This is a genomic window from Streptomyces sp. NPDC060049 (assembly GCF_042736715.1).
Classification (GTDB): Bacteria; Actinomycetota; Actinomycetes; order Streptomycetales; family Streptomycetaceae; genus Streptomyces.
In genome coordinates, this window is record NZ_JBHWVV010000017.1 from 84,777 (window position 1) to 109,763 (window position 24,987).

The following is a 24,987-nucleotide window of genomic DNA, read 5'->3' on the forward strand; positions in this document are numbered from 1 at the left end:
ACCGTTGGGTCTCCGGTGCAGCGCAAGGACGCGCGCTCGCAGTAAGGGATGGCATGTCCATATTCGACGACCTGGCCCACCAGTACATCGACGGCGAATGGCTGGCCGGAACCGGTTCGTGGGACATCATCGACGTCAACCCGTACAACGGTGAGAAGCTCGCGGCCATCACCGTGGCCACCGTCGAGCAGGTCGACCAGGCGTACCGGGCCGCCGAGCGGGCCCAGAAGGAATGGGCCGCCACCAGCCCCTACACCAGACGAGCCGTCCTGGAACGCGCCCTGCGGATCACCGAGGAGCGCGAGAAGGAGATCGTCGAGGCGATGATCGACGAGCTCGGCGGGACCCGTCCCAAGGCCGAGTACGAGGTCCACCTCGCCAGGGAGTTCCTCCGCGAGGCCATGCAGCTGGCCGTACGCCCCGAGGGCCGCATCCTGCCCTCGCCGGTCGAGGGCAAGGAGAACCGGGTCCAGCGCCTGCCCGTCGGGGTCGTCGCCGTGATCAGCCCCTTCAACTTCCCCTTCCTGGTCACCATGAAGTCCGTCGCCCCGGCCCTGGCCCTGGGCAACGCGGTCGTCGTCAAGCCGAACCAGAACGCGCCCGTCGTCGGTGGCGGGGTCATCGCCAAGATCTTCGAGGAGGCCGGGCTCCCGGCCGGCCTGCTCAACATCCTGGTCACCGACATCGCCGAGATAGGCGACGCGCTCCTGACCCACCCCGTCCCCAAGGTCATCTCCTTCGCCGGCTCCGACCGGGTCGGCCGGCACGTCGGCGCGGTCGCCGCCCGCCACTTCAAGCGGACCGTCCTGGAACTCAGCGGCAACAGCGCGCTCGTCGTCCTCGACGACGCCGACCTCGACTACGCCGTGGACGCGGCCGTCTTCAGCCGCTTCGTCTTCCAGGGCCAGGTCTGCATGGCCGCCAACCGCATCCTGGTCGACGCCTCGGTCGCCGAGGAGTTCACCGAGAAGTTCACCGCCCGCGTGCGCGGCCTGAAGACCGGCGACCCGCACGACGCCGACACCCACATCGGCCCCCTGATCAACGCCTTCCAGGCCGACGCCCTCACCGCGCTCGTCGACCGCGCCGTCGCCTCCGGGGCGCGCGCCCTCGTACGGGGTTCTACGCGCGGCAACCTGGTCGAGCCGACGGTGCTGGCCGGCCTCCCCGAGGACTCTCCGCTGCTGGGCCAGGAGATCTTCGGCCCCGTCGCGCTGCTGGTCGTCTTCGACGGCGAGGACGAGGCCGTCCGCCTCACCAACGCGACCCCGTACGGCCTCAGCGGCGCCGTCCACACGCGTGACGTCGAGCGCGGGGTCCGCTTCGCGAAGCGCATCGAGACCGGCATGATCCACGTCAACGACTCCACCATCGGCGACGAGCCGCTGGCGGCGTTCGGCGGGGAGAAGGCCTCGGGCATGGGCCGCCTGAACGGGGAGGCCACGATCGAGGCCTTCACCACCCAGAAGTGGATCTCCGTCCAGCACGGCCGGACGCACTTCCCCTTCTAGTCAGGCCTCTGGTCAGGCGGGGGAGTCCCGCGGGGGATCTAGACTCGGGCGGGTCAGGCGAGGACGCGTCCCGGGGAGAGCCGAGTTGAGCAACATACCGGAGACCGGGCGCACACCCCGGGTCCAGAACCGGCTCATCATGATCCAGATCGTGGTGTTCTCGCTGCTGCTGACCCTCGGCGGCCGCCTCTGGTACTTGCAGATACGCAACGGCCAGGAGTACACGGACGAGGCGAAGAACAACCACACCCAGCAGGTGGTCCAGCCCGCCGTGCGCGGCGCCATCCTGGATTCCCGGGGGATCCCGCTCGCCGACAACGAGACCCGCATGGTCGTCTCCGCCAGCCGCACCGAGCTCTCCAAGATGAAGGACCGCGGGAAGCAGGTCCTGACCGAGCTCGCCGGGGTTCTGGGACTGGTCCCCCAGGACGTGATCGACGGCGTCCGGCTGTGCGACGCCAAGACGCCCAAGCCCTGCTGGAACGGCTCCCCGTACCAGCCGATCCCCGTCACCCACGAGGCGACGACCGAGCAGGTCCTGGAAATCCGCGAGCACGCCGAGCGGTTCCCCGGCATCACCGCCGAGCCGACCGCCCTGCGCCGCTACGCCGGCCCCGACGGCGCCAACACCTCCCAGGTGCTCGGCTACCTCTCCCCGGTGACCGACGAGGAGATCGGCAAGGCGAAGAACTCCGACTCCCCGTACCTGCGCTCCGACCAGGTGGGCCGCAGCGGCCTGGAGCGCACCTACGACAAGGAGCTGCGCGGGAAGGCGGGCATCACCCGCTACGAGGTGGACAACCTCGGCCGGGTCATCGGCGAGGGCGTGAGCGACAAGGCGCAGCCCGGCGCGAACATCGTGACCTCGATCGACTCGCGCGTGCAGGCGGTGGCCGAGCGCGAGCTGAACAACGCGATGATCGAGGCCCGCAAGACGTACGACAAGAACAACACGCACCGCAACTACGAGGCCGACTCGGGCGCCGTCGTCGTCATGGAGGCCAAGACCGGCCGGGTCGTCGCCATGGCCTCGAACCCGACGTACGACCCGAACGCGTGGGTCGGCGGCATCTCCTCGAAGGACTACGCGTCCCTCACCGACAAGGAGTCGAACTACCCGCTGCTCAACCGCGCCATCCAGGGCCAGGCGGCCCCCGGCTCGATCTTCAAGGTGGTCTCCTCCACGGCGGCGGTCAACGCCGGCTACCCCTTCAACGCCCGCTACGGCTGCCCGAGCTCGTACTCCGTCGGCAGCCAGGTCTTCACCAACTTCGAATCCCAGGGACACGGCGACATCACCATCGGCAAGGCCCTGGAAGTGTCCTGCGACACCGTCTACTACGCCATCGCGGACAAGGAGTGGAAGAAGGACGGCGGGATCAAGCCCAAGGCCCAGCCCGGCGACTGGTTCCTCAAGACCGCCCACGAGTTCGGCCTCGGCAAGCCCACCGGCATCGACCTGCCCAGCGAGGTCGCCGGCCGGGTCCCCGACCGCCAGTGGAAGAAGGACTTCTTCGAGGCGAACAAGGCCGCCTGGTGCCGGGACGGCAAGAAGGACGGCTCCTTCGCCGAGAAGATCGCCTACGAGAACTGCCGCCAGGGCAACCAGCTGCGCGAGGGCGACGCCATCAACTACTCGATCGGACAGGGCGACACGCTCGTCACCCCGATCCAGATGGCCTCCGTCTACGCCGCCATCGCCAACGGCGGCACCCTGCACCAGCCCAGCATCGGAAAGGCCGTGGTCAGCGCGGACGGCACCTCGGTCAAGGAGATCGCGCCGAAGGAGCGGGGCAAGCTCCCGATGGACGCCGAGCTGCGCGACGACATCGACGGCGCCCTGGCCGACGTGGCCACCTCCGGCAGCGCGGCCTGGCGCTTCGTCGGCTGGCCGCAGAAGCGGATCCCGATGCACGCGAAGACCGGTACCGCCGAGGTCCAGGGCAAGCAGACCACCTCGTGGTTCGCCTCCTACACCGAGGACTACTCGATCGTGATGACGATCTCGCAGGGCGGCACCGGCTCCGGCGCCTCGGGCCCTGCCGTCCGCAAGATCTACGAGGCGATGTACGGCCTGGACGAGAAGGGCGGCCAGGACCTCTCCAAGGCCCTGCTGCCGCAGCCCGCCACCGCGCTTCCCGCGCTCCGGCCGGACGGGGAAATTGCCGGGCGCTGAGGGGCCATTGAGGACAGAATCTGACCGCAAGGCTCCGTAGCGTGTTTCTCATCAGTCAGATGGCGCACGGCACAGAAGAGGCGGTAGGAACCCCCATGGCCCAGCTTTCCACCGAGGTCCCCGGCGACGAGCGCGGCACGCTCCTGTCCTTCGTCCAGGCCCAGCGCACCGGCCTTCGTGAAACGGTGCAGGGGCTCACCGAGGAGCAGGCGGCGAGCCGCCCGAGCGCGAGCGAGCTGTCCCTGTCCGGCCTGCTCAAGCACGCCGCCGAGTGCGAGCTGAACTGGCTGTACCTGGCCCGGCAGGAGCCGAACCCGCAGAGGCGCACCCGGGAGACCTACACGGAGTCCTTCCAGCTGGTCGGCGACGAGACGATCCCGTCCGTGCTGGCGTTCTGGGACGAGGTGGTGGCCCAGACCGAGGCCTTCATCGCCGCCGTCCCCAGCCTGGACGACACCTTCCCGCTGCCCGAGGCCCCCTGGTTCCCCAAGGACGGCAAGGTGTCGATGCGGTGGATGCTGCTGCACCTGGTGGAGGAGTTCGCCCGGCACGCGGGCCACGCGGACATCATCCGCGAGAGCCTGGACGGCACCAAGGCCATGGGGTAGCGGTCGGCCGGCCCGGCGGACCTCGCGGGCTTGCACCTCACGCCACGTGAGGGACCACAGTGAAGGGCGTACCCAACCAGAGGAGCGGGAACATGAGCTACTCCGTGGGCCAGGTCGCCACATTCGCCGGAGTCACGGTGCGGACGCTGCACCACTACGACGAGATCGGGCTGCTCTCCCCGGGCGGCCGCAGCCAGGCGGGACACCGGCGCTACGAGGACGCCGACCTCGACCGGCTGCAGCGGATCCTGTTCTACCGGGAGCTCGGCTTCCCGCTCGACGAGGTCGCGGTCCTGCTGGACGACCCGGAAACGGACCCGGGGGAGCACCTGCGCCGGCAGCACGCCCTCCTGTCCGCCCGGATCGCCCGGCTCCAGCAGATGGCCGAGGCCGTTGAGCACGCCATGGAGGCGAAGAAGATGGGCATCAACCTCACGCCCGAGGAGCGGTTCGAAGTCTTCGGGGACAAGGACCCCGAGCAGTACGCGGAGGAGGCCGAACGGCGCTGGGGCGGCACCGACAGCTACGCGGAGTCGCAGCGCAGGGCGGCGGCCTACACCAAGGACGACTGGAAGCGCATGCAGGACCAGGTCGCCGACTGGGGCGCCCGGTACGCGGCGCTCATGGAGGCCGGTGAGCCCGCCGAGGGCCCGCGCGCGATGGAGATGGCCGAGGAGCACCGCCTGCACATCTCCACATGGTTCTACGACTGCTCGTACGAGATCCACACGGGCCTCGGCGAGATGTACGTCGCGGACGAGCGGTTCAAGGAGTTCTACGACTCCCTGCGCCCGGGCCTCGCCGAGCACCTGCGGGACGCGATCACGGCGAACGCGGTCCACAGGGTCTAAGCGCCGGGCCCTGGAACCAGCCGGGGGTGGTGTGCGTTCATAATTGGACGGACATCCCCCCGATCCAGGAGAGCCCGGAACTCGTGAATACGCTTGCGCTCGGTCCTGAGTGGATCTCCCCGGAGTATCTGATCGGGCAATTCGGCCTGGTCGGCATCCTGGTCATCGTCTTCGCGGAATCAGGCCTCTTCGCGTTCCTGCCCGGAGACTCGCTGCTCTTCACGGCGGGCCTGTTCGTCGCGAGCGGCACGATCAGCCAGCCGCTGTGGCTGGTGTGCACCCTGATCGTGGCCGCCGCGATCCTGGGCGACCAGGTGGGATACATGATCGGCAAGGTCTTCGGTCCGAAGATCTTCAACCGGCCGCAGTCCCGGCTCTTCAAGCGCGAGAACCTCGACGCGGCGCACGACTTCATGGAGAAGCACGGCCCCAAGGCCATCGTGCTCGCGCGCTTCGTGCCGATCATCCGGACCTTCGCGCCGATGGTCGCGGGCGCGACGGCGATGAAGTACCGCACCTTCCTGATGTTCAACGTCATCGGTGGTGTCCTGTGGGGCGCCGGCGTGACGATCCTGGGCTACCAGCTCGGACAGTTCGAAGTGATCAAGAAGAACATCGAGCCGATCTTCATCGGCATCGTCCTGATCTCCGTGATCCCGGTGATCTTCGAGGTACTGAAGTCCCGCAAGGAGAAGAAGAAGGCGGGGGAGCGCGCGGAGCAGCCCGCCGTCGGAGGCGACCCGCAGGCCCCGGACCCGGCCCCGCGCGGCGGCCGCCACGCCAAGCGCTGACGCCCCGCACAGCCCCTACGGTGCCCCGCCGACCGGATGACACGGTCGGCGGGGCACCGGCGCGTCCGGGGCCCTTCCCGGCCGCAGCGCCAGGGCGGTGGCCCTTCCGGCCGCAGCGCTAGAAGCCGCGTGTGCGCTTCGCCGCGCGGCGCTTGGCCGCGCTGGCCGCGCCGGGGATCCGCATGAACAGGCGGGACATCTCCGAGCCGAGGTTGACGCCGATCGCGATGGCGAGCGCGATGGCCGCGGCGTTCGTCAGCGAGCCCAGGCCTTCGTTCAGCCGGTCCTCGGCGATCAGCAGCAGCCCGAAGTACGTCGCCGAGCCCGGCAGCAGCGGGCCGATGGCGGCCGTGACGAAGGGCAGCGCCGAGGAGAGGCGGTGGCGTGCCAGGAGCTGCCCGAAGAGGCCGACGAGGCCGGCCGCGATCGCGGTGGACGGCACTGCGGGGACGCGCCCGGCGTAGTGCAGGGCGGCGTAGACCACCCAGGCGACCCCGCCGTTCAGCGTCACGAACAACACGGTGGAACGTTCCTGCTGAAGCAGGATCGCGAACGTGAACACCAGCACCATCGATGCGGCGATCTGGATCAGCGGCCGCTGGGTGATCTGGAGGACGTCCTCGGGTCGCGGATTGGAACCGAGCTGGAGGCCGATGTAGAGCACCACCAGGACGCCCATGATGATGCCGATGAAGAGGTACATGACCTCCAGCAGCCGGGCCGAAGCGGTGATGTAGTAGCCGGTCAGACCGTCCTGCACGGCTGCGACCAGGGCCCGTCCCGGCAGCAGGGCGAACAGACCGCCGGTGATCACGGCGGAGGAGCGCACGTCGAACTCGGTGAGCTTCAGGGCCACGCCCATCGCGGCCGGCGGCATCGCCGCGACCACGAACTGGTAGAACTCCGGCAGCCCGCGCCCGGCGCAGAACCAGGCCAGCCGGTCGCCGAGGACCGCCCCGAGTGCGGCCGCGAAGAACACGAGGATTCCGCCGCCGACCAGGGTGGAGGCGGCGCCGGCGAGCAGCCCGGCGGCGCCGGTGAGCATCCAGCCGGGGTACGGGTGCCGGTTGCGGCGGATCTCGGCGAGCCGGCGGTAGGCGTCCTCCAGCGAGATGTCGACCTCGTGCGCGCTGATGTCGTTGACGAGGCGGAAGACGGCCGAGAGGCGGTTGTAGTCGGTTCCCCGGCGGCGGACGGTGCGGTTCGCCGAGACGGGGTGGTCCACCAGCGAGGGCTGGTAGGTGATGGACAGCATCGTGAAGGTGACGGTCGGCTCACAGCGGTCCAGGCCGTAGCTGCGGGCCACCGCGAACATCGCGGCCTCCACGTCCTCGGCGCCCTCACCGCCCGCGAGCAGCAGTTCGCCGATGCGCAGCGTCAGGTCGAGCACGCGGCCCACGGCTGGCCCGGTCTCGACGGCGGGCTTCTGCGTGGGCTCCGGGACCGGCCGGACGTCGACCGGCATGCGCAGCATCGTGCGCATGCGGTCCTGCCAGGGGGACTCCAGCCGGGCCGCGGGGAAACCCGCGGGGCCGGTGTAGGCCGCGGGCGACTGCGAGGCGCTGTAGGTGTGCGGGGTGGCGAAGGCGGAGCCCTCCGGCTCCACGGCCACCGAGGGCAGCCCGCCGGGGACGGCGAACTCCGAGGTCGGCTGGTCCTCGTCGGCCGCCTCCGGCTCCACTCCGACCCCTTGCGGCACGGAGAACGCGCTGTGCGCCTCGTCCGACTTCGGCTTCCGGTCCTCTGTCCCGGATGCTTCGCCCTCCGCCACGCGTCCTCCAGTCCCCGGCCAGCCCGTATCAGTATGCGGAACGGTCTCATCCACGGCGAAACCAGCGCGGGCCGGGAGGTGGCCGGGCGGCGACCGGGCACCGGCACCCCCGGGAACGACGGCGGGCGGCACCCCCGTGAAGGGGTGCCGCCCGCGATGTCAGCTCGCTACCAGGCAGAACCTAGTGGTGGCCGCCCTGCGCCTCGAGGCGCTTGTACGAAGCCTCGATCTCGGCCTCGGCCTCGGTGCGGCCGACCCAGTTCGCGCCCTCGACCGACTTGCCCGGCTCCAGGTCCTTGTAGACCTCGAAGAAGTGCTGGATCTCCAGGCGGTCGAACTCGGACACGTGGTGGATGTCGCGCAGGTGCTCGACACGCGGGTCGGAGGCCGGCACGCAGAGCAGCTTGTCGTCGCCGCCCGCCTCGTCCGTCATGCGGAACATGCCGATGGCGCGGCACTTGATCAGGCAGCCCGGGAAGGTCGGCTCGTCAAGGATGACCAGCGCGTCCAGCGGGTCGCCGTCCTCGCCGAGGGTGTTCTCGACGAAGCCGTAGTCGGCCGGGTAGCTGGTCGAGGTGAAGAGGCGACGGTCCAGACGGATCCGGCCGGTCTCGTGGTCCACCTCGTACTTGTTCCGCGAACCCTTGGGGATCTCGATGGTGACGTCGAACTCCACGTCCTGCTCCTCCATGATCAGCTGCATTGCTTGGGGACTGCGTTGATTCACCTGCGTGCGCGGCCGACCCAGCCCTGCCGGGTGGGGTGCCATGCTCGCGGCAAGACGCAGTGGTTAAGTGTCCCTCACGCATATGTGTGATCGCGAAAGGGGCTGGTCCGAGGTGCCATTGGTCAAGACCTGGCAGCTCATCGCGGTGTCGGCCGTCGCCGGCCTCGCCCTGTCGGCCGCGACGGTGGCCGCCGCGGGTCCATGGGACTCCGGCCAGCGTAAGGCCGAGCGGGACGAGGCCGCCTCTTGGGGCCGTACGGGTGGCGCAGATCACGGTGGGGACGAGGCCGGCGCCCGGCCCCGGCCGGCACCCAGCGCCCCCGGCGTGCTGGTCGGCGTACCGTCCGGCGCGGCCGCCACGGACAGCCGGGCCGAGGCCGTCGACTCCGGATCCCTCGCCGCGGCGCTGCGCCCGCTGCTCGCGGACCGCGCCCTGGGAACCGTCCGCGCGGCCTCGGTGGTCGACACCGGCACCGGGCAGGTCCTGTACGAGTCCGGCTCGCGGGAGGCCATGACCCCCGCCTCCACGGTCAAGATCGCCACCGCGGCGGCCGCGCTCGCCGCGCTCGGGCCCGAGCACCGGATCCGCACCACGGTGACCCCCGGAGCCGCCCCCGGCAAGATCATCCTGGTCGGCGGCGGCGACCCCTCGCTCACCGCCAGGAAGAAGGCCCCCGCCGGCTCCGGCGGAAGCCTCGTCGCCCTGGCCGCCGACACCGCCCAGGCCCTCAAGGCCGCCGGCACCGACAGCGTCTCCCTCGGCTACGACGACTCCCTCTACACCGGCCCCGTCCGCCACCCGATCGGCGAGAACGACAACATCGCCCCGGTCACGGCCCTCGCGGCCGACGAGGGCCGCCCCGACGATTCCTTCTCCGGACCCGTCAAGCGCAGTGAGGACCCCTCCAGGGACACCGCCCGCGCCTTCGCCGTCCTGCTGGCCGAACGCGGGGTCAAGGTGACGGGCGAACCCGTGAGGGCCAAGGCCGCCGCCGGCGCCGTACCGCTCGCCGCGACCCTCTCGCCGCCGCTCGCCGGACTCGTCGAGCGGATGCTGACCCACAGCGACAACGACATCGCCGAGGCGCTGGCCCGCCAGACCGCCCTGGCCGCCGGAGCGCCCGCCAGCTTCGAAGGCGTCGAGAAGGCGCTCGGAGCCAAACTCGCCTCGCTCGGCGTCGACACCTCCGGCTCCCACTTCGCCGACGGCAGCGGCCTGAACCGGGCCGACAAGGTCAGCGCCGGCCTCCTGACCGCCCTCCTGGCCAAGGCCGCCGATCCGCAGCGGCCCGAGCTGCGGCCCGTCCTCACCGGACTGCCCGTCGCCGGGTTCACCGGGACCCTGCGCACCCGCAACGCCGGCAGCTCCCCGGCAGCCGGCCTGCTCCGGGCCAAGACGGGCACCCTGCGCGGGGTGAACTCCCTCGCCGGCACCGTCGTCGACCCCTCCGGCCGACTCCTGGCCTTCGCGTTCCTGACCGCCGACACCGCCGACGCGGGGGCCGCCGAGAAGGGCCTCGACAAGCTCGCGGCAGCCGTGGCCGCCGGGTCATAGGGATCCCCTCCGCGCGCCGGTCCACGTACGGTTGACGCATGACGAGCATCGGTGGTGCGGAGATGGTCGACTGGAACCTCGCGGTGGCGACCGCGACCCGGCTGGTACGGCCCGGCCCGGAGGTCAGCCGGGACGAGGCGCGGGCCGTCGTCGCGGAGCTGCGCAGGCACGCCAAGACCTCGGAACGGCACGTGCGCGAGTTCACCCGGATGATGCCGGAAGGCTTGGCGCCGCCCGACACCCCCGTCCTCGTCGTGGACCGCGCCGGCTGGGTGAAGGCCAATGTGGCCGGCTTCCGCGAACTCCTGGCGCCGCTGCTCGGCAAGATGCAGGAGCGCCGCGCCGCCACCCCCGGCGGCGCCGTCCTCGGCGCGTTCGGCGGCAAGGTCACCGGCGTCGAAGTGGGGATGCTGCTCAGCTTCCTGGCCTCCCGGGTGCTCGGCCAGTACGAGACCTTCGCGCCGGCCGCGCTCGACCTGCCCGGCTCGGCCACGGGCGGGCGGCTGCTGCTCGTCGCGCCGAACATCGTGCACGTCGAGCGGGAGCTGGAGGTGGACCCGCACGACTTCCGGCTCTGGGTCTGCCTGCACGAGGAGACGCACCGTACCCAGTTCACGGCCGTCCCGTGGCTCCGCGCACACCTCGAGGGCGAGATCCAGACGTTCCTGGGCGCCACCGAAATCGACCCGATGACCGTCCTGGAGCGGCTGCGCGAGGCCGCGCAGTCCTTCGCCGGCGCCCGCCCCGACGCCGAGCACGGCGACGAGGGCCGCTCCCTGGTCGAGCTCGTCCAGACCCCCGAGCAGCGTGAGGTGCTGGCCAGGCTCACGGCCGTCATGTCCCTGCTGGAGGGCCACGCCGACTTCGTCATGGACGGCGTCGGGCCCGAGGTGGTGCCCTCGGTCGCCGAGATCCGGGAGAAGTTCCAGCAGCGCCGGGCCAGCGGCGCGGGCCGCCTCGACGCCGCCCTGCGCAAGCTCCTCGGCCTCGACGCGAAGCTGCGCCAGTACCGGGACGGGGAGCGGTTCGTCCGGGCCGTCGTCGGCCAGGTCGGCATGGACGGCTTCAACCGGGTCTGGACCTCGCCGAACACCCTTCCGACCAAGGCCGAGATCGCCCGGCCCGCGGACTGGGTGGCCCGGGTCCACCGCAAGGGGAGCGAGCCGAGCGAGGCGAGCGAAGAGGTGTGACACAAGAGGCGTGAAGATGTCCCTCTGGGGTAAACAGCGTCACCCGTCCGAGGGACCGTGAGGCGTGGAAGGGCGTGCAATGCTCAGGGAACGGCTCGGTTCTGTCACCATCATCGCACTCTGAGTGACAACCCCGTCCCGGTCATGGACCGGGCCGGCCGGCCGACACCCCGGCACAGCACCTCCTCCCCAACGCCTCCCAAGCGCCTCCGAGGCTTCCGAACTCCACCGAAGGGCACCGGACATGGGTCCCCATCCTGCGGTCGCGGCGATACGCCTGGCGGTCCGCCGCGCACTCCACGACGTCCTCACCGACCTCACCGACCGTCCCGCTCCCCCGCCCCGCGTGGGCCGCCCCGGCCGCCCCCCGGGCCGCCCCGGTGCACCGGACGGGCCCGCCCCCCACCACGCGCTCCCCGACGACGCGCCGCTCGTCCTCGTCGCCTGCTCCGGCGGCGCCGACTCCATGGCGCTCGCCTCCGCCCTCGCCTTCGAGGCCCCCAAACTCGGAATCCGGGCCGGCGGCATCACTGTCGACCACGGGCTCCAGGCCGGATCCGACCTGCGCGCCGCCGAGGTCGTCTCCCGCATGACCGCGCTGTGCCTCGACCCGGTGGAGTCCGTCGCCGTGCGCGTCGGCCGCGACGGCGGACCCGAGGCCGCCGCCCGCGACGCCCGCTACGCGGCCCTGGACGAGGCCGCCAACCGGCTGGGAGCCGTGGCCGTGCTGCTCGGCCACACCCGCGACGACCAAGCCGAAACCGTCCTGCTGGGCCTCGCCCGCGGTTCCGGCATCCGGTCGCTGTCCGGCATGGCCGAGGTGTCGGGAGGTCCCGGAGACCCCGGACCGCGAGGCCGCAGCCACCGCTACCGGCGGCCCTTCCTCCAGGTGGACCGGCAGACCGCCCGCAAGGCCTGCATGGTCCAGTCCCTGGCCGTCTGGGACGACCCGCACAACATCGACCCCGCCTACACCCGCTCCCGGCTGCGCCACGAGGGACTGCCCGCCCTGGAGAAGGCGCTCGGCAAGGGGGTCGTGGAGGCGCTCGCCCGCACCGCCCAGCTCTCCCGCGACGACGCCGACGCCCTGGACGCCTGGGCCGCCGAGGCGGAGAGCGGCGTACGGGACGAGGACGGCCGCCTGGAGTGCGCCAAGCTCTACGCGCTGCCCCCCGCCGTCCGCCGCCGGGTGCTGCGCCGGGCCGTCGTCGCGGCCGGGTCCCCCGCCGGCTCCCTCTTCGCCCGCCACATCGAGGAAGTCGACCGGCTCATCACCGGTTGGCGGGGCCAGGGCGCCATCAACCTGCCCGGCCGGGTCGAGGCCCAGCGGCAGGGTGGCAGACTGGTCATCCGGCAGGGCTGATTGGTGCTGAAACACGGCTGAGTCCTCCGGGGTCACTCCCCGGAGCCCCAGCCGACAACGAAAGTGATGCGGGTGGACGAGAAGGACATGGGCAGCGACCTCCAGTCGGTGCTCATCACCAAGGAAGAGATCGACGCGAAGCTGGCCGAGCTGGCCGCGAAGATCGACGCGGAGTACGCGGGCAAGGACCTGCTCATCGTCGGCGTCCTCAAGGGCGCGGTGATGGTGATGGCGGACCTGGCGCGCGCCTTGTCCACCCCGCTCACCATGGACTGGATGGCGGTGTCCTCCTACGGCGCCGGGACCCAGTCCTCGGGCGTGGTCCGGATCCTCAAGGACCTGGACACCGACATCAAGGACAAGCACGTCCTGATCGTCGAGGACATCATCGACTCGGGCCTGACCCTGTCCTGGCTGCTGTCGAACCTGGGCTCCCGCCAGCCGGCCTCCCTGGAGGTCGTCACGCTGCTGCGCAAGCCCGACGCCGCGAAGGTCGCGATCGACGTGAAGTGGGTCGGCTTCGACATCCCGAACGAGTTCGTCGTGGGCTACGGCCTGGACTACGCGGAGAAGTACCGCAACCTGCCGTTCGTCGGCACGCTCGCGCCCCACGTCTACGGCGGCTGATCCTCCCGGACCAACTGTCGGGCCAGGGGAACCCTGGAGCGATTCCCGCCGTTGGAGCATGGAAAGGCGGGTCTGTCAGCCGTCCCATGAGGCAGCGGGTGACAATACAGGGGTACATTCCGAAGAACAGTCTTTACTCAGAGCAGCATTTACCTACGGGCAGGAGGGACGGGGTGCCTAGCGCCCCGTATGGATGGACGTGAAGCGATACTTCCGTGGGCCGGTCATGTGGATCGTGCTGGCCGTCCTCGCCGTGGTCGTGTTGATGAATGTCGTCGGCTCCGGCGGCGGCTACAAGTCGGTGGACACGAGCGAGGTCATCAAGGCGATCAACAGTGGCCAGGTGCAGCAGGCGCGCCTGACCACCGGCGACAGCCAGATGATCAAGATCGACCTCAAGAAGGACCAGAAGCTCGGAGACAACTCCGGCGCCAAGTTCCAGGCCAACTACATCGGAGAACAGGGCGTCCAGCTCGCCCAGAACCTCCAGACCAAGTACGAAGCCGGTCAGATCCCCGACGGGTACTCCGTCGCACCGGACAAGACCAGCCCGTTCCTCAGCGTGCTGCTCTCGCTGCTGCCCTTCGTCCTCATCGTCGTCGTCTTCCTGTTCCTGATGAACCAGATGCAGGGCGGCGGCTCCCGGGTCATGCAGTTCGGGAAGTCCAAGGCCAAGCTCATCACCAAGGACACCCCGAAGACGACGTTCGCGGATGTCGCGGGCGCGGACGAGGCCGTCGAGGAACTCCACGAGATCAAGGAGTTCCTCCAGGAGCCGGCGAAGTTCCAGGCCGTCGGCGCCAAGATCCCCAAGGGCGTGCTGCTGTACGGCCCGCCCGGCACCGGAAAGACCCTGCTCGCGCGCGCCGTCGCGGGCGAGGCCGGTGTCCCCTTCTACTCGATCTCCGGTTCCGACTTCGTCGAGATGTTCGTCGGCGTCGGTGCCTCGCGTGTCCGCGACCTGTTCGAGCAGGCCAAGGCCAACGCCCCGGCGATCGTCTTCGTCGACGAGATCGACGCCGTCGGCCGGCACCGCGGTGCGGGTCTCGGCGGCGGGCACGACGAGCGCGAGCAGACCCTCAACCAGCTGCTGGTCGAGATGGACGGCTTCGACGTGAAGGGCGGCGTCATCCTGATCGCCGCCACGAACCGCCCGGACATCCTCGACCCGGCCCTCCTGCGCCCCGGCCGCTTCGACCGCCAGATCGCGGTCGACCGCCCGGACATGCAGGGCCGTCTGGAGATCCTCAAGGTTCACCAGAAGGGCAAGCCGGTCACTCCGGACGTCGACCTGGGCGCGGTCGCCCGTCGTACGCCCGGCTTCACCGGTGCCGATCTCTCCAACGTCCTGAACGAGGCGGCCCTGCTGACCGCCCGTACGGACAAGAAGCTGATCGACAACCACGCACTGGACGAGGCGATCGACCGCGTCGTGGCGGGCCCGCAGAAGCGGACCCGGATCATGTCGGACCGGGAAAAGAAGATCACCGCGTACCACGAGGGCGGACACGCCCTGGTGGCGGCGGCCTCCCCGAACTCCGACCCGGTCCACAAGATCACGATCCTGTCCCGCGGCCGGGCCCTGGGTTACACCATGGTCCTGCCCGACGAGGACAAGTACTCGACCACGCGCAACGAGATGCTCGACCAGCTGGCGTACATGCTGGGCGGGCGCGCGGCCGAGGAGCTGGTCTTCCACGACCCGACCACGGGCGCCGCGAACGACATCGAGAAGGCCACGGCAACGGCCCGCGCGATGGTCACCCAGTACGGCATGACCGAGCGCCTCGGCGCGATCAAGTTCGGCGGGGACAACACCGAGCCGTTCCTGGGCCGCGAGATGTCGCACCCGAGGGACTACTCGGAAGAGGTCGCGGCGCTGGTCGACGAAGAGGTCAAGAAGCTCATCGAGACCGCGCACAACGAGGCCTGGGAAATCCTGGTCGAGAACCGCGACGTGCTCGACAACCTCGTTCTCGCACTGCTGGAGAAGGAGACGCTCAACAAGGAGCAGATCGCCGAGGTCTTCTCGACGATCGTGAAGCGTCCGGCCCGCCCGGCGTGGACCGGCTCCTCGCACCGCACCCCGTCGACCCGTCCGCCGGTGCTCTCTCCCAAGGAGCTCCAGCTGACGAACGCGGCGAACGGCACGTCGGCGGCCCCGGCCTCCTCGGCCGTGTCCGTGGAGAAGTCCCCGGAGCCCTCCCCGGAGGAGCGTTCCGAGTAACCGGTGGACGACCCCTCCCGGAATGGATGCCGCGCCCCCCAGGTTCTAGCCTGGGGGGCGCGGCACTTTCACGCCGCGCGTGCACAGACAGGAACGAGGAAGAAATGACCGACCCAGTGACCCTGACCGGTGGCGAGGGCACGATCGGCGAGTTCGACGAGAAGCGCGCCGAGGCGGCGGTCCGCGAGCTCCTGATCGCCGTCGGCGAGGACCCCGACCGCGAGGGCCTGCTGGAGACGCCCGGCCGCGTGGCGCGGGCGTACAAGGAGATTCTGGGCGGTCTGCGGCAGAAGCCGGAGGACGTCCTGACGACGGTGTTCGACCTGGGTCACGACGAGCTGGTCCTCGTGAAGGACATCGAGATCGTCTCCTTGTGCGAACACCACCTGCTGCCGTTCCACGGAGTCGCCCACGTCGGCTACATCCCGTCGGAGAACGGAAAGATCACCGGCCTGTCCAAGCTGGCGCGCCTCGTGGACGTCTATGCCCGTCGCCCGCAGGTGCAGGAACGTCTCACTACGCAGATAGCCGACTCGCTCATGGAGATCCTGGACGCGCGCGGAGCGATCGTCGTGATCGAGGCGGAGCACATGTGCATGTCGGTCCGTGGCATCCGCAAGCCGGGCGCCAAGACCATAACGTCCGCGGTCCGCGGCCAGCTCCGCGCCTCGGCGACCCGCGCGGAGGCGATGAGCCTCATCATCGCCCGCTAGTGACCCTAGTCGTGCTTGCGGTCCCCCTCCGCGACGTCGCGGAGGGGGACCGGTGCTCCGAGCTCGTGAAACGGCCGCCTGGTCCGCGGACGACCCGGGTGACGGGTCAGGCCCGGGCGGGGGCTTCGGGGTCGGTGTCCTCGTCGTCCGGGAGCTTCAGGACGTGTTCGAGGAAGAGGGCGGCCGCGACGACCGCGGCGCCCGCCAGGACCGAGAAGCCGGCGTACCAGGCCTGGTCGCGGCGGGCCGGGACGTCGAGGGCGTCGGTCAGCAGGAAGACGCCGACACCGCCGTACGCGCCCGCGACCAGGGCCGCGACCAGCGCGCTGGCCTGGCCGAACACCACCGCGCGGGCCGCCATCAGCGGCTCCACGCCCTTGGCGTCCGCCACCCGCTCCCGCTGCGCCTTCAGGCGGGCGCGCAGCGAGAGGGCCGTCGCCAGCAGGACCACCGCGATGGCGCCGAGCACGATGGGGGCGGCGAGCGGGACGCCCGGGAGCGAGCCGTAGGAGTTCCACAGCCGGGCGCCGGCCCAGGAAAGGACCCCGGCGATCACGAAAATGCCCGCCAGGACCGCCGGCCTCAGTTGCTTCACGTGCCTGTTCCCCGCTTTCTGTGCGTACCCCGGTGATCCTAAGTCTTCGGCTCCGCGGGCGGGGGCAGGCCCCGTGCGTCAGCCCCGGGGCGGGCCGCTACTCGGGGAGGCGCAGTTCGAGGTCGTCCCGGCGGGTGAGACCCGCGAAGCCGACCCCGGCCAACAGCTCGGCGACGCTCCCGTGCCCCGGGAGCGCGGCCTCGGGGTCGATGTCGTTCCAGGGGGCCAGCACGAAGGCGCGCTGGTGGGCGCGCGGGTGCGGCAGGGTCAGGACCGGGTCGGCGGAGACCACGTCGGCGTAGGCGATGACGTCCACGTCGATCGTGCGGGGTCCCCAGCGCTCCTCGCGGACGCGGTCGAAGGCTTCCTCGATGGCGTGGCCGCGTTCGAGCAGCGAGCTGGGCGGCAGGGTGGTCTTCACCGAGATGACGGCGTTGAGGTACGAGGGCTGCGAGCCCGGCTCCACGCCCCACGGCTCGGTCTCGTAGACGGCGGAGACGGCCTTGACCCGCAGGCCCGGGGTGTCCCCGAGGGCGTCGATGGCGCCCTGCAGGGTCTCCAGCCGGTTGCCGAGGTTCGCGCCGAGCGCGAGGACGGCCCATTTCGGGTTGGACAGCGTGACGTCCGCCGCGTCGACGGCCTCGACGACGGACGCGGGGACGGGCTGGACTGTGGGGTCGCTCTGGACGTTCATTCCGTTGTTCATGCGCGGCTCCGGGTGATCGTGATGGTCACGTCGTCGAAGGGGACGGTGATCGGCGCGTCCGGCTTGTGGACGACGACTTCCACCTGGGCGACCGCCTCGTGCTTGAGGCACTGCTGGGCGATCCGCTCGGCGAGGGTCTCGATCAGGTCCACGGGCTCGCCCTGGACCACGTCGACCACCTCTTCGGCTACTACCCCGTAATGCACGGTCTTCGCCAAGTCGTCGCCGGCCGCCGCGGGTCGGGTGTCGAGGTGCAGCACCAGGTCGACGATGAAGGTCTGGCCTTCCTCGCGTTCCCGGGGGAAGACGCCATGGTGCCCGCGAGCCTTGAGGCCGCGCAGCGCGACACGATCCACGCGAATCACTCCTGCTTTTCGTAGGTTCTTCCGGTCCGGGACTCCCGGATCCATGGGCCAAAGCCGAGTGCGGTCGGCGTCGTCCAGCTTCGAATTTACCTGCGAAACACTCCGGACCCCGACGGAGGGGTCAGGCGGACTCCTCCTCGTCGTCCTCGTCGGAGTCCGTGAGGACGGGAGAACCGTGGTGCGACCAGAGCCGCCAGCCCCCCGGTGTGCGTCGGAACACATTCGTGGCGACGACGAGCTGGCCGACGAGCGGGCCGAGCTCCCCGCCGTCCTCGGCGGGCCCGCCGCTGAGGATGTTCTCCGTGCAGGTCACCAGTGCGGTGTCGGCTATGACGGCGACCTTGGTGTCGGTGAGGAAGAACTGGATGTACTCGGTGTGGGACATGATCAGCGCGTACGAGCGCAGTACTTCGCCGCGTCCGGAGAGCACCGGCCAGCCCGGGTGCACGCAGGAGATCTCGTCTTCGAGCCAGAGCGCGGACAGTGCGTCGAAGTCCCCCTGCTCCATGGCCTCGTAGAAGGCCGTGTTGACCTCTTCGACGGCTTCGATGTCGCTACGGCTCACCGGGCTCCTTCCTCGTCGTTACGTGTACGCAGTGCCCCTTCCACGGCGCGGGCCACCCGAACCGCGTCCGCGCTCGCCCGTACCTCGTGGACCCTGACGGCCCAGGCGCCCTGCTGGGCGGCGATCGTGGAGACGGCCGCGGTGGCGGCGTCGCGTTCGCGGGCGGGCGGCGGTGAGGCGTCGGCGGCGCCGGCCAGCACCCGTCCGAGGAAACGCTTCCGCGAGGCGGCGACCAGCAGCGGGAAGCCCAGGGCGCGCAGTTCGGGCAGGTGGGCGACCAGGGCCAGGTCGTGTTCGGCGTTCTTCGCGAAGCCCAGACCCGGGTCGACGAGGATCCGCTCGGGGGCGACCCCGCCGGCGACGACCGCGTCGATGCGGGCGCGCAGCTCGGCGGTGACTTCGGCGAGGACGTCGTCGTAGACGGCGAGGCTGTTCATGCCGTCGCTGAAGCCGCGCCAGTGCATGACGACGAAGGGCACCTCGGCGGCGGCGACCGCCGGGATCATGCCGGGGTCGGCGAGCCCGCCGCTGACGTCGTTGACGAGGGCGGCGCCCGCGGCGACGGCCTGCGCGGCGACCGAGGCGCGCATGGTGTCCACGGAGACGACGACGCCCTCCGAGGCGAGGCCCCGGACGACGGGGACCACGCGGCGCAGCTCTTCCTCCTCGTCGACGCGGGAGGCGCCGGGGCGGGTGGACTCGCCGCCGACGTCCACGAGGTCGGCGCCCTGGACGACGAGGTCGAGGCCGCGCTTGACGGCAGCGGTCGTGTCGAACCAGCGGCCGCCGTCGGAGAAGGAGTCGGGCGTGACGTTGACGACGCCCATGACCCCGCAGCGGTCCCATTCCGGCAGCCCTGTGACCCGGCCCCGCTCGGCGGCCGCGCGCTTCGTGTTCATGACTCCAGGGTATGGGCTGGCCCGGACGCGGCAGGGCCCCCGGAGCCGGCGGCTGCGGGGGCCCTGGACGGCGTACGGACGTCAGGCGGCCTGGACCTCGCGCTCGGACGGGACGGGCACCGCCGCGCGCACGTGGTGGTGGGCGCAGGTGCGGACGGGCTTGGGGCGGCGGCGGCCGGCGAACAGGCGGGGCAGGGCCAGCGTCACGAAGCCCTCGGCCTGCATCGCGGCGAAGCCGATGCGGGGCAGGTCGCGGGTGGTGCGGAAGACCACGAAGCGGGGCTCCCAGCGGGGGCGGAACTTGGCGTTGAACTTGTACAGCGACTCGATCTGGAACCAGCGCGAGAGGAACACCAGCAGGCTGCGCCACATCCGCAGCACCGGGCCGGCGCCGATCTTCTCGCCGCGGGCCAGCGCCGAGCGGAACATCGCGAAGTTCAGGGAGACCTTCTCGATGCCCAGCGCCGGGGAAGCCTCCAGGGACGCGACGATCAGGAGCTCGTTCATGCCGGGGTCGGCGGCGCGGTCGCGGCGCATCAGTTCCAGCGACATCCCGTCCTCTCCCCACGGAACGAAGTGCAGGACGGCCTTCAGGTCGCCGAAGGGGGAGGTGTCGCCCTCCTCGACGCGGTGCGCGGTGGCGATGTAGCAGTCGCCGTCGCCCGGGTCGCCGACCCGGCCCAGCGCCATGGAGAAGCCGCGCTCGGTGTCGGTGCCGCGCCAGGCCTCGGCGGCGCCCCGCACCTGCTCCAGCTCGGTCTCGGTCAGCTCGCTGACCCTGCGGACCTTGGTGGTGTAGCCGTTGCGCTCGATGCGCTTGACCATCTGGCGGACATTGCGCATCGCCCGGCCGGCGAGCGAGAAGTCTTTGACGTCGACGATGGCCTCGTCCCCGAGCTCCAGGGCGTCGAGCCCGGTCTCGCGGGTCCAGACCTCGCCGCCCGTCTCGCTGCAGCCCATGACGGCGGGGGTCCAGGAGTGGGCCTTGGCCTCCTCCATGAACCGCTCGATCGCGCCCGGCCACGCCTCGACGTCGCCGACGGGGTCGCCGGAGGCGAGCATGACGCCGGACACGACGCGGTAGGTGACGGCGGCCTTGCCGCTGGGGGAGAAGACGACGGCCTTGTCGCGGCGGAGCGCGAAGTGGCCGAGCGAGTCGCGGCCGCCGTGCTTGGCGAGCAGCCCGCGCAGCTTGACCTCGTCGTCGGCGGTGAGCCGCGCGGCCGGGTGCTCGGGGCGGAAGGCCAAGTAGATGGTGGTGACGGCGGTCAGCATGCCGAGCGCGCCGAGCGAGTAGCCGACGGTCCAGGACACGCGGCCCGCGTAGTCGACGGGACCCTCGAAGCCGAAGAGCCCGTAGACGACGTGGCTGATCTGTTCGTACACGCCCGGTTCGCCGACGACCCGGCCCGGGTGCGAGTTGACGATGATCAGGCCGAGCCCGATGGAGCCGGCGCTCATCAGGACGAAGTTGGCGAGCGCCTTCCAGCGGCTGCGCGGGTCCGGGAGCGCCTTGAATTCACCCTGGTGGCGCAGCAGGAGCGCGAGGAGGACCGCGGAAATCACCACGCCGACGATGGAGTGGCGGTACGTGAACTGCGCGACGGCGCCCGCCGGAAGCAGCACCACGGCTGCCCGCCAGGCGCGGCGCTTGTGGCGCTTGAGCCCGTGGGCGAGCAGCAGGAGCAGGACGCCCACGCTGAGGGCCAGGGCCGCGGCGAAGGGACCGAAGGAGCCGGGCAGCACCTCGGTTACGGCATGGATACGGCTGTGCCTGAAGCGCGGGAAGACTCCCGCGGCAATGTCCAGCAGGCCGACGACCATGACGGCCGTGCCCACCAGGCCGGGGACGGCCTCCGGTCGTGGGCCACGGAGGATTCGGCCGACCCGCTTCGGAACCTGCCCCGACTTATCGCCATCTATCCTGCTAGACATCGCTTCCCGTTGCTCCGCGAGAGATCATGTGGCCGAAGGCCGCGACAGCCTCCGGTGTGTGGTGCGTCCCCTAGGACGACATCGAGGGGCCGCGGGTTCACTCTTCCGTCGAGAAAAAAACCAGTCCTGCCATAGAAAGTCGACTCACTGCTCATGGGTCTCACCAGTAATACGGTTCTGGCGTCGGCCATCATCGCCGGTGTGCTGCTCTTCGCGGCCACGGTGTGGTTCTGGCCGAAGCTCTCGGGCCGCTCCTGGCGCTCGGTCCTCGGCCGCATCGGCCTCCTGCTGGCGACGCAGCTGGCGCTGTTCTCGGCGGTGGGTCTCGCGGCCAACAAGTCGTTCCTCTTCTACGGGTCCTGGGCCGACCTCTTCGGCCAGGAGACGTCGATCGGCAAGGTCGTCGACCACGGGATGAGCAGCGACGACATCAAGATCGTCGACAAGCAGAAGCTCGACGTGCCCGGCGGCGCCAAGCCTCAGGTGGGCGGTCAGATCCTGAAGGTGGCCATAACCGGCCAGAAGTCGAAGATAACGAGCCCGGGCTACGTGTGGCTGCCGCCGGAGTACTTCCAGCCGCAGCACAAGGACCAGAACTTCCCGGCCTCCATCATCCTCACGGGTTACCCGGGAACGGCCGAGAACCTGATCAAAGGGCTGAACTACCCGATGACGGCCTTCAAGCAGGCCAAGGCGGGCAAGATGAAGCCGATGATCCTGGTCATGCTCCGCCCGACGATCGCGCCCCCGCGCGACACCGAGTGCGTGGACATACCCGGTGGCCCGCAGACCGAGACCTTCTTCGCCGAGGACCTGCCCCGCGCCATCCAGTCGACCTTCCGGGTGGGCAAGGAGCCGCGCAACATGGGCTTCATCGGCAACTCGACCGGCGGCTACTGCGCCCTGAAGATCGCCGCGCACTACCCGCAGACCTTCGGCGCCGCCGCGGGCCTCTCCGCGTACTACGAGGCCCCGGACGACCCGACGACCGGTGACCTCTTCCACGGGGACGAGAAGCTGAAGGCGCGCGCCAACGTGCTGGAGTCCGTCAAGGCGAAGAAGCCGACCGGTACGTCCTTCCTCGTCACCAGCAGCGAGTCGGGCGAGCCGAACCTCGGTGACACGAAGAAGTTCATCAAGCTGGTCAAGGGCCCGGACCGGGTCTCCTCGATCATCCTCGACAGTGGCGGCCACAACTTCAACACGTGGCGCCGCGAGATCCCGCCGATGCTGGTGTGGATGAGCGGCCGCATCCAGGCCTGAGGCGGCTGCGGTCAGGCCCCTGCGGGGTCGGACCGCGGTCAGCCCCCCTGCGGGGCCGCCCGGCGCAGCGCCCGGTGCACCCCCTCCGGGGTGAGTACGCCGATCAGGGCGCCGGAGTGCGGGTCGGTGACGCCGATCCGGCCCGAGTCCTCCTGCAGCAGCAGCGCGAGCGCCTCGCGCAGCGTCGCCCCCAGTGCCACTTCGGCGGTGGGGGCGTCCGCGTCCGCGGCGCTCAGGTCGGCCTCCGTGACCGGGGTGACGGCGAGCCGCTTGAGACCCCGGTCGGCGCCGACGAATCCGGCCACGTACTCCGTCGCAGGGTCGCCCAGCACCCGCGCGGGACGGGCGAACTGCTCGATGGTGCCCGCCCCGTAGACCGCGATGCGGTCCCCGAGCCGGACCGCCTCCTCCAAGTCGTGCGTGACCAGCAGGATCGTCTTGCGCACCGTCTTCTGGAGCGTCAGGAACTCGTTCTGCAGCCGCTCGCGCACCACCGGGTCCACCGCGCCGAACGGCTCGTCCATCAGCAGCACCGGCGGGTCGGCGGCCAGCGCGCGGGCCACGCCGACACGCTGGCGCTGCCCGCCGGACAACTGCTCCGGGTAGCGGCTCCCGTAGACGCCCGGGTCCAGCCCGACCAGGTCGAGGAGTTCGGCCGCCCGTGCGCGGGCCTTGGCCTTCGGGGTGCCGACCAGCTGCGGCACGGTGGCCGTGTTCTCCAGCACCGTCTTGTGCGGGAACAGCCCGACCTGCTGGATGACGTAGCCGATGCGGCGGCGCAGTTCGACCGGATCGGCGTCCGCGACGTCCTCGCCGTCCACCAGGATCCGGCCGGAGGTCGGCTCGATGAGCCGGTTGACCATCTTCATCGTGGTCGTCTTGCCGCAGCCGGACGGGCCCACCAGCGTGACCAGCTCGCCCTCCGCGACCTCGAAGGACAGGTCGCGGACCGCCGTCGTCCCGTCGGGGTAGCGCTTGGTCACTTGCTCGAATCGGATCACCTCGCCATCTTTCCCTACCCGCGCGGACGGTTCGTGAAGGGTGTGTTGCGCGAGTGCGAAGGATTCCGGCCATTGTCAGCGGTGCGGGTTAGGGTCGTTCCCACGTACGTTCGGTGACGGGGGTGAGGAGCGCATGGCCGGGCAGAGCTGCCTGGTGGCGAACGACTGGATCTGCTGGGACTACGTCACGTCCCGGTCCCAGGAGCTCACCGACGCCACCCTCGAACACGTCTGGATCACGGGTGTGTCGGTCCTGATCGGCCTCGCCGTGTCCGTTCCGCTCGCGCTGCTGGCCCGCCGCGGCGGCCGCTGGGCGGCCCCCGTGCTCGGCCTCACCACCCTGCTCTACACGGTCCCCTCGCTCGCCATGTTCTCCCTGCTGCTGCCCGTCTTCGGCCTCTCGGCGGCGCTGGTGGTGACCGGCCTCGTGCTGTATTCGCTGACGATCCTCGTCCGCAACGTGCTGGCCGGCCTGGAAGCCGTCCCCGAGGAGGTACGGGAAGCCGCGCGCGGAATGGGCTACGGCCCCGGCCGGCTGCTGTGGCAGGTGGAACTGCCGCTGGCGCTCCCCGCCCTGCTGGCCGGCGTACGGATCGCCACCGTCTCGACCGTCGCGCTGACCACGGTGGGCTCCATCGTCGGCAAGGGCGGCCTCGGCAACCTCATCGCACCCGCCGTCAACAGCTCCTTCAAGGCCCAGGTGCTCACCGCCTCGCTGCTGTGCGTACTGCTCGCACTGGTCGCGGACCTGCTGCTGATCGGCCTCCAGCGGCTGCTCACGCCCTGGACCCGGGCGACCCGTCCCCGCGCCGCCCGCGCGGCCCGTGCCCCGCGGGGCGTACCCAGCGCCGAGGGTGCCTGATGGGAGTGCTGGCACAGGCCTGGGACTGGCTGGCCGACGGGGCCAACTGGGCCGGGGAGAGCGGCGTCCGGCACCGCCTGGGCGAACACGCGTACGTCAGCGGTGTCGCCCTGGCCCTGGCCTGCGCGGTGGCCCTCCCCGTCGGACTGTGGCTCGGCCACCTCGGCAAGGGCGGCGGCCTCGCAGTCAACATCTCCAACATCGGCCGGGCCGTCCCCGTCTTCGCGGTCCTGGCGCTGTTCATGGTCTCGCCGCTGCGGAGCGCCGGCTACGTGCCGACGATCGTCGCACTCGTGCTCTTCGCCGTCCCGCCCCTCCTCACCAACGCCTACGTCGGCATGCGCGAGGTCGACCGCTCGGTGGTGGAGGCCGCCCGGGGCATGGGCATGTCCGGCGGCCAGCTCCTGTGGCGGGTGGAACTCCCGCTCGCGCGCCCCTTGGTGATGACAGGTCTGCGCTCGGCCGCCGTCCAGGTCATCGCCACGGCCACCATCGCCGCGATGGTCGGCCAGGGCGGGCTCGGCCGGATCATCACCGCCGGCTTCAACACGTACAACACCCCGCAAGTCGTCGCGGGCGCCCTGCTCGTCGCGGCGCTGGCGCTCCTGGTGGAGGGCGCGCTCGTGCTGCTCGACCGGCTGCTCCCGGGCTCGGCCGCCCGCTGACGCACCCTCGGCAGTTCCCCT

At 70.7% G+C, this 24,987-nt stretch carries 23 protein-coding genes; 14 read left to right on the forward strand and 9 right to left on the reverse strand.

Features of this window, described 5'->3' with window-relative positions:
- Positions 1 to 53: 53 nt before the first annotated feature.
- The 5 genes from ACFWBY_RS28270 (at position 54) to ACFWBY_RS28290 (ending at position 5,937) form a co-directional block, all read left to right on the forward strand.
- On the forward strand, positions 54 to 1,511 hold the full coding sequence (locus ACFWBY_RS28270) for an aldehyde dehydrogenase family protein (protein ID WP_385331116.1): 1,458 nt from the start codon (positions 54 to 56) through the stop codon (positions 1,509 to 1,511).
- A gap of 85 nt (positions 1,512 to 1,596) precedes the next feature.
- Positions 1,597 to 3,687, forward strand: coding sequence for a penicillin-binding protein 2 (gene mrdA / locus ACFWBY_RS28275; RefSeq protein WP_385331119.1), 2,091 nt, complete (start codon positions 1,597 to 1,599; stop codon positions 3,685 to 3,687).
- 95 nt (positions 3,688 to 3,782) lie between these two features.
- Entirely contained in the window at positions 3,783 to 4,295 is a 513-nt protein-coding gene (locus tag ACFWBY_RS28280) for a DinB family protein (RefSeq protein ID WP_385331123.1), read from the forward strand.
- Positions 4,296 to 4,387: 92 nt separating this feature from the next.
- Positions 4,388 to 5,146 (forward strand): MerR family transcriptional regulator, encoded by a 759-nt coding sequence (locus ACFWBY_RS28285; RefSeq protein ID WP_385331126.1) that lies wholly within the window; start codon positions 4,388 to 4,390, stop codon positions 5,144 to 5,146.
- 83 nt (positions 5,147 to 5,229) lie between these two features.
- Positions 5,230 to 5,937 carry a DedA family protein gene (locus ACFWBY_RS28290; RefSeq protein WP_385331129.1) on the forward strand — a complete coding sequence of 236 codons (708 nt, stop codon included), beginning with the start codon at positions 5,230 to 5,232 and terminating at the stop codon, positions 5,935 to 5,937.
- Positions 5,938 to 6,055: 118 nt separating this feature from the next.
- Here the strand turns inward: ACFWBY_RS28290 and ACFWBY_RS28295 are convergent, their stop codons facing one another.
- Both ACFWBY_RS28295 and ACFWBY_RS28300 read right to left on the reverse strand, forming a co-directional pair.
- Positions 6,056 to 7,708: a threonine/serine exporter family protein gene (locus tag ACFWBY_RS28295; protein ID WP_385331132.1), complete on the reverse strand. Its 1,653-nt coding sequence runs from the start codon at positions 7,706 to 7,708 to the stop codon at positions 6,056 to 6,058.
- Between the two features lie 181 nt (positions 7,709 to 7,889).
- A complete protein-coding gene (locus ACFWBY_RS28300; RefSeq protein ID WP_008742522.1) occupies positions 7,890 to 8,384 on the reverse strand; it encodes an inorganic diphosphatase in 495 nt (164 codons plus the stop codon).
- Positions 8,385 to 8,547: 163 nt separating this feature from the next.
- Here ACFWBY_RS28300 and dacB point away from each other — a divergent pair, with 163 nt between their 5' ends.
- The 6 genes from dacB (at position 8,548) to folE (ending at position 16,110) form a co-directional block, all read left to right on the forward strand.
- The gene (gene dacB, locus ACFWBY_RS28305) at positions 8,548 to 9,990 is read left to right on the forward strand and encodes a D-alanyl-D-alanine carboxypeptidase/D-alanyl-D-alanine-endopeptidase (protein WP_385331135.1); all 1,443 of its coding nucleotides are present in this window, start codon (positions 8,548 to 8,550) and stop codon (positions 9,988 to 9,990) included.
- Between the two features lie 38 nt (positions 9,991 to 10,028).
- On the forward strand, positions 10,029 to 11,180 hold the full coding sequence (locus ACFWBY_RS28310; RefSeq protein ID WP_385331138.1) for a zinc-dependent metalloprotease: 1,152 nt from the start codon (positions 10,029 to 10,031) through the stop codon (positions 11,178 to 11,180).
- A gap of 244 nt (positions 11,181 to 11,424) precedes the next feature.
- Positions 11,425 to 12,543: a tRNA lysidine(34) synthetase TilS gene (tilS, locus tag ACFWBY_RS28315; protein ID WP_385331141.1), complete on the forward strand. Its 1,119-nt coding sequence runs from the start codon at positions 11,425 to 11,427 to the stop codon at positions 12,541 to 12,543.
- A gap of 66 nt (positions 12,544 to 12,609) precedes the next feature.
- The gene (hpt, locus tag ACFWBY_RS28320) at positions 12,610 to 13,170 is read left to right on the forward strand and encodes a hypoxanthine phosphoribosyltransferase (RefSeq protein WP_030158549.1); all 561 of its coding nucleotides are present in this window, start codon (positions 12,610 to 12,612) and stop codon (positions 13,168 to 13,170) included.
- A 193-nt stretch (positions 13,171 to 13,363) separates the two neighbouring features.
- Entirely contained in the window at positions 13,364 to 15,397 is a 2,034-nt protein-coding gene (gene ftsH / locus ACFWBY_RS28325) for an ATP-dependent zinc metalloprotease FtsH (RefSeq protein ID WP_385331145.1), read from the forward strand.
- A 104-nt stretch (positions 15,398 to 15,501) separates the two neighbouring features.
- Positions 15,502 to 16,110: a GTP cyclohydrolase I FolE gene (gene folE / locus ACFWBY_RS28330; RefSeq protein WP_385331148.1), complete on the forward strand. Its 609-nt coding sequence runs from the start codon at positions 15,502 to 15,504 to the stop codon at positions 16,108 to 16,110.
- 106 nt (positions 16,111 to 16,216) lie between these two features.
- On the opposite strand, the gene ACFWBY_RS28335 is transcribed toward folE, so the two are convergent.
- From ACFWBY_RS28335 to ACFWBY_RS28360, 6 genes are all read right to left on the reverse strand, one after another.
- Positions 16,217 to 16,705, reverse strand: coding sequence for a DUF3180 domain-containing protein (locus tag ACFWBY_RS28335; RefSeq protein WP_385331151.1), 489 nt, complete (start codon positions 16,703 to 16,705; stop codon positions 16,217 to 16,219).
- A 97-nt stretch (positions 16,706 to 16,802) separates the two neighbouring features.
- Positions 16,803 to 17,411, reverse strand: coding sequence for a 2-amino-4-hydroxy-6-hydroxymethyldihydropteridine diphosphokinase (gene folK / locus ACFWBY_RS28340; protein ID WP_385331154.1), 609 nt, complete (start codon positions 17,409 to 17,411; stop codon positions 16,803 to 16,805).
- A complete protein-coding gene (folB, locus tag ACFWBY_RS28345) occupies positions 17,408 to 17,767 on the reverse strand; it encodes a dihydroneopterin aldolase (protein ID WP_030010912.1) in 360 nt (119 codons plus the stop codon). Before folB ends, folK begins: the two co-directional genes overlap by 4 nt.
- Before the next feature lie 130 nt (positions 17,768 to 17,897).
- Positions 17,898 to 18,341 (reverse strand): nuclear transport factor 2 family protein, encoded by a 444-nt coding sequence (locus tag ACFWBY_RS28350; protein ID WP_385331157.1) that lies wholly within the window; start codon positions 18,339 to 18,341, stop codon positions 17,898 to 17,900.
- Complete coding sequence (folP, locus tag ACFWBY_RS28355; protein WP_385331160.1) at positions 18,338 to 19,240, reverse strand: dihydropteroate synthase; 903 nt, start codon at positions 19,238 to 19,240, stop codon at positions 18,338 to 18,340. The genes ACFWBY_RS28350 and folP overlap by 4 nt, the downstream gene beginning before the upstream one ends.
- An 81-nt stretch (positions 19,241 to 19,321) precedes the next feature.
- On the reverse strand, positions 19,322 to 21,175 hold the full coding sequence (locus ACFWBY_RS28360) for a phosphatidylglycerol lysyltransferase domain-containing protein (protein WP_385331163.1): 1,854 nt from the start codon (positions 21,173 to 21,175) through the stop codon (positions 19,322 to 19,324).
- 153 nt (positions 21,176 to 21,328) lie between these two features.
- Between ACFWBY_RS28360 and ACFWBY_RS28365 the strand changes: the two genes are divergently transcribed.
- A complete protein-coding gene (locus ACFWBY_RS28365) occupies positions 21,329 to 22,438 on the forward strand; it encodes an alpha/beta hydrolase (protein ID WP_385331166.1) in 1,110 nt (369 codons plus the stop codon).
- A 38-nt stretch (positions 22,439 to 22,476) separates the two neighbouring features.
- On the opposite strand, the gene ACFWBY_RS28370 is transcribed toward ACFWBY_RS28365, so the two are convergent.
- Entirely contained in the window at positions 22,477 to 23,439 is a 963-nt protein-coding gene (locus ACFWBY_RS28370; protein WP_385331169.1) for an ABC transporter ATP-binding protein, read from the reverse strand.
- 133 nt (positions 23,440 to 23,572) lie between these two features.
- Here ACFWBY_RS28370 and ACFWBY_RS28375 point away from each other — a divergent pair, with 133 nt between their 5' ends.
- Together ACFWBY_RS28375 and ACFWBY_RS28380 are read left to right on the forward strand one after the other, a co-directional pair.
- Positions 23,573 to 24,301, forward strand: a complete 729-nt coding sequence (locus ACFWBY_RS28375; RefSeq protein WP_385331172.1) for an ABC transporter permease — start codon at positions 23,573 to 23,575, stop codon at positions 24,299 to 24,301.
- On the forward strand, positions 24,301 to 24,966 hold the full coding sequence (locus ACFWBY_RS28380) for an ABC transporter permease (protein ID WP_385331175.1): 666 nt from the start codon (positions 24,301 to 24,303) through the stop codon (positions 24,964 to 24,966). Before ACFWBY_RS28375 ends, ACFWBY_RS28380 begins: the two co-directional genes overlap by 1 nt.
- The last annotated feature ends 21 nt before the right edge of the window (positions 24,967 to 24,987 follow it).

Bases quoted from the DNA above. Each gene is read 5' to 3' on its own strand.
- ACFWBY_RS28270 (WP_385331116.1), top strand. From the start codon at position 54: ATGTCCATATTCGACGACCTGGCCCACCAGTACATCGACGGCGAATGG.
- ACFWBY_RS28280 (WP_385331123.1), top strand. From the start codon at position 3,783: ATGGCCCAGCTTTCCACCGAGGTCCCCGGCGACGAGCGCGGCACGCTC.
- ACFWBY_RS28285 (WP_385331126.1), top strand. From the start codon at position 4,388: ATGAGCTACTCCGTGGGCCAGGTCGCCACATTCGCCGGAGTCACGGTG.
- ACFWBY_RS28310 (WP_385331138.1), top strand. From the start codon at position 10,029: ATGACGAGCATCGGTGGTGCGGAGATGGTCGACTGGAACCTCGCGGTG.
- tilS (WP_385331141.1), top strand. From the start codon at position 11,425: ATGGGTCCCCATCCTGCGGTCGCGGCGATACGCCTGGCGGTCCGCCGC.
- hpt (WP_030158549.1), top strand. From the start codon at position 12,610: ATGCGGGTGGACGAGAAGGACATGGGCAGCGACCTCCAGTCGGTGCTC.
- ftsH (WP_385331145.1), top strand. From the start codon at position 13,364: ATGGACGTGAAGCGATACTTCCGTGGGCCGGTCATGTGGATCGTGCTG.
- folE (WP_385331148.1), top strand. From the start codon at position 15,502: ATGACCGACCCAGTGACCCTGACCGGTGGCGAGGGCACGATCGGCGAG.
- folK (WP_385331154.1), bottom strand. From the start codon at position 17,411: ATGAACAACGGAATGAACGTCCAGAGCGACCCCACAGTCCAGCCCGTC.
- folP (WP_385331160.1), bottom strand. From the start codon at position 19,240: ATGAACACGAAGCGCGCGGCCGCCGAGCGGGGCCGGGTCACAGGGCTG.
- ACFWBY_RS28360 (WP_385331163.1), bottom strand. From the start codon at position 21,175: ATGTCTAGCAGGATAGATGGCGATAAGTCGGGGCAGGTTCCGAAGCGG.
- ACFWBY_RS28365 (WP_385331166.1), top strand. From the start codon at position 21,329: ATGGGTCTCACCAGTAATACGGTTCTGGCGTCGGCCATCATCGCCGGT.
- ACFWBY_RS28375 (WP_385331172.1), top strand. From the start codon at position 23,573: ATGGCCGGGCAGAGCTGCCTGGTGGCGAACGACTGGATCTGCTGGGAC.
- ACFWBY_RS28380 (WP_385331175.1), top strand. From the start codon at position 24,301: ATGGGAGTGCTGGCACAGGCCTGGGACTGGCTGGCCGACGGGGCCAAC.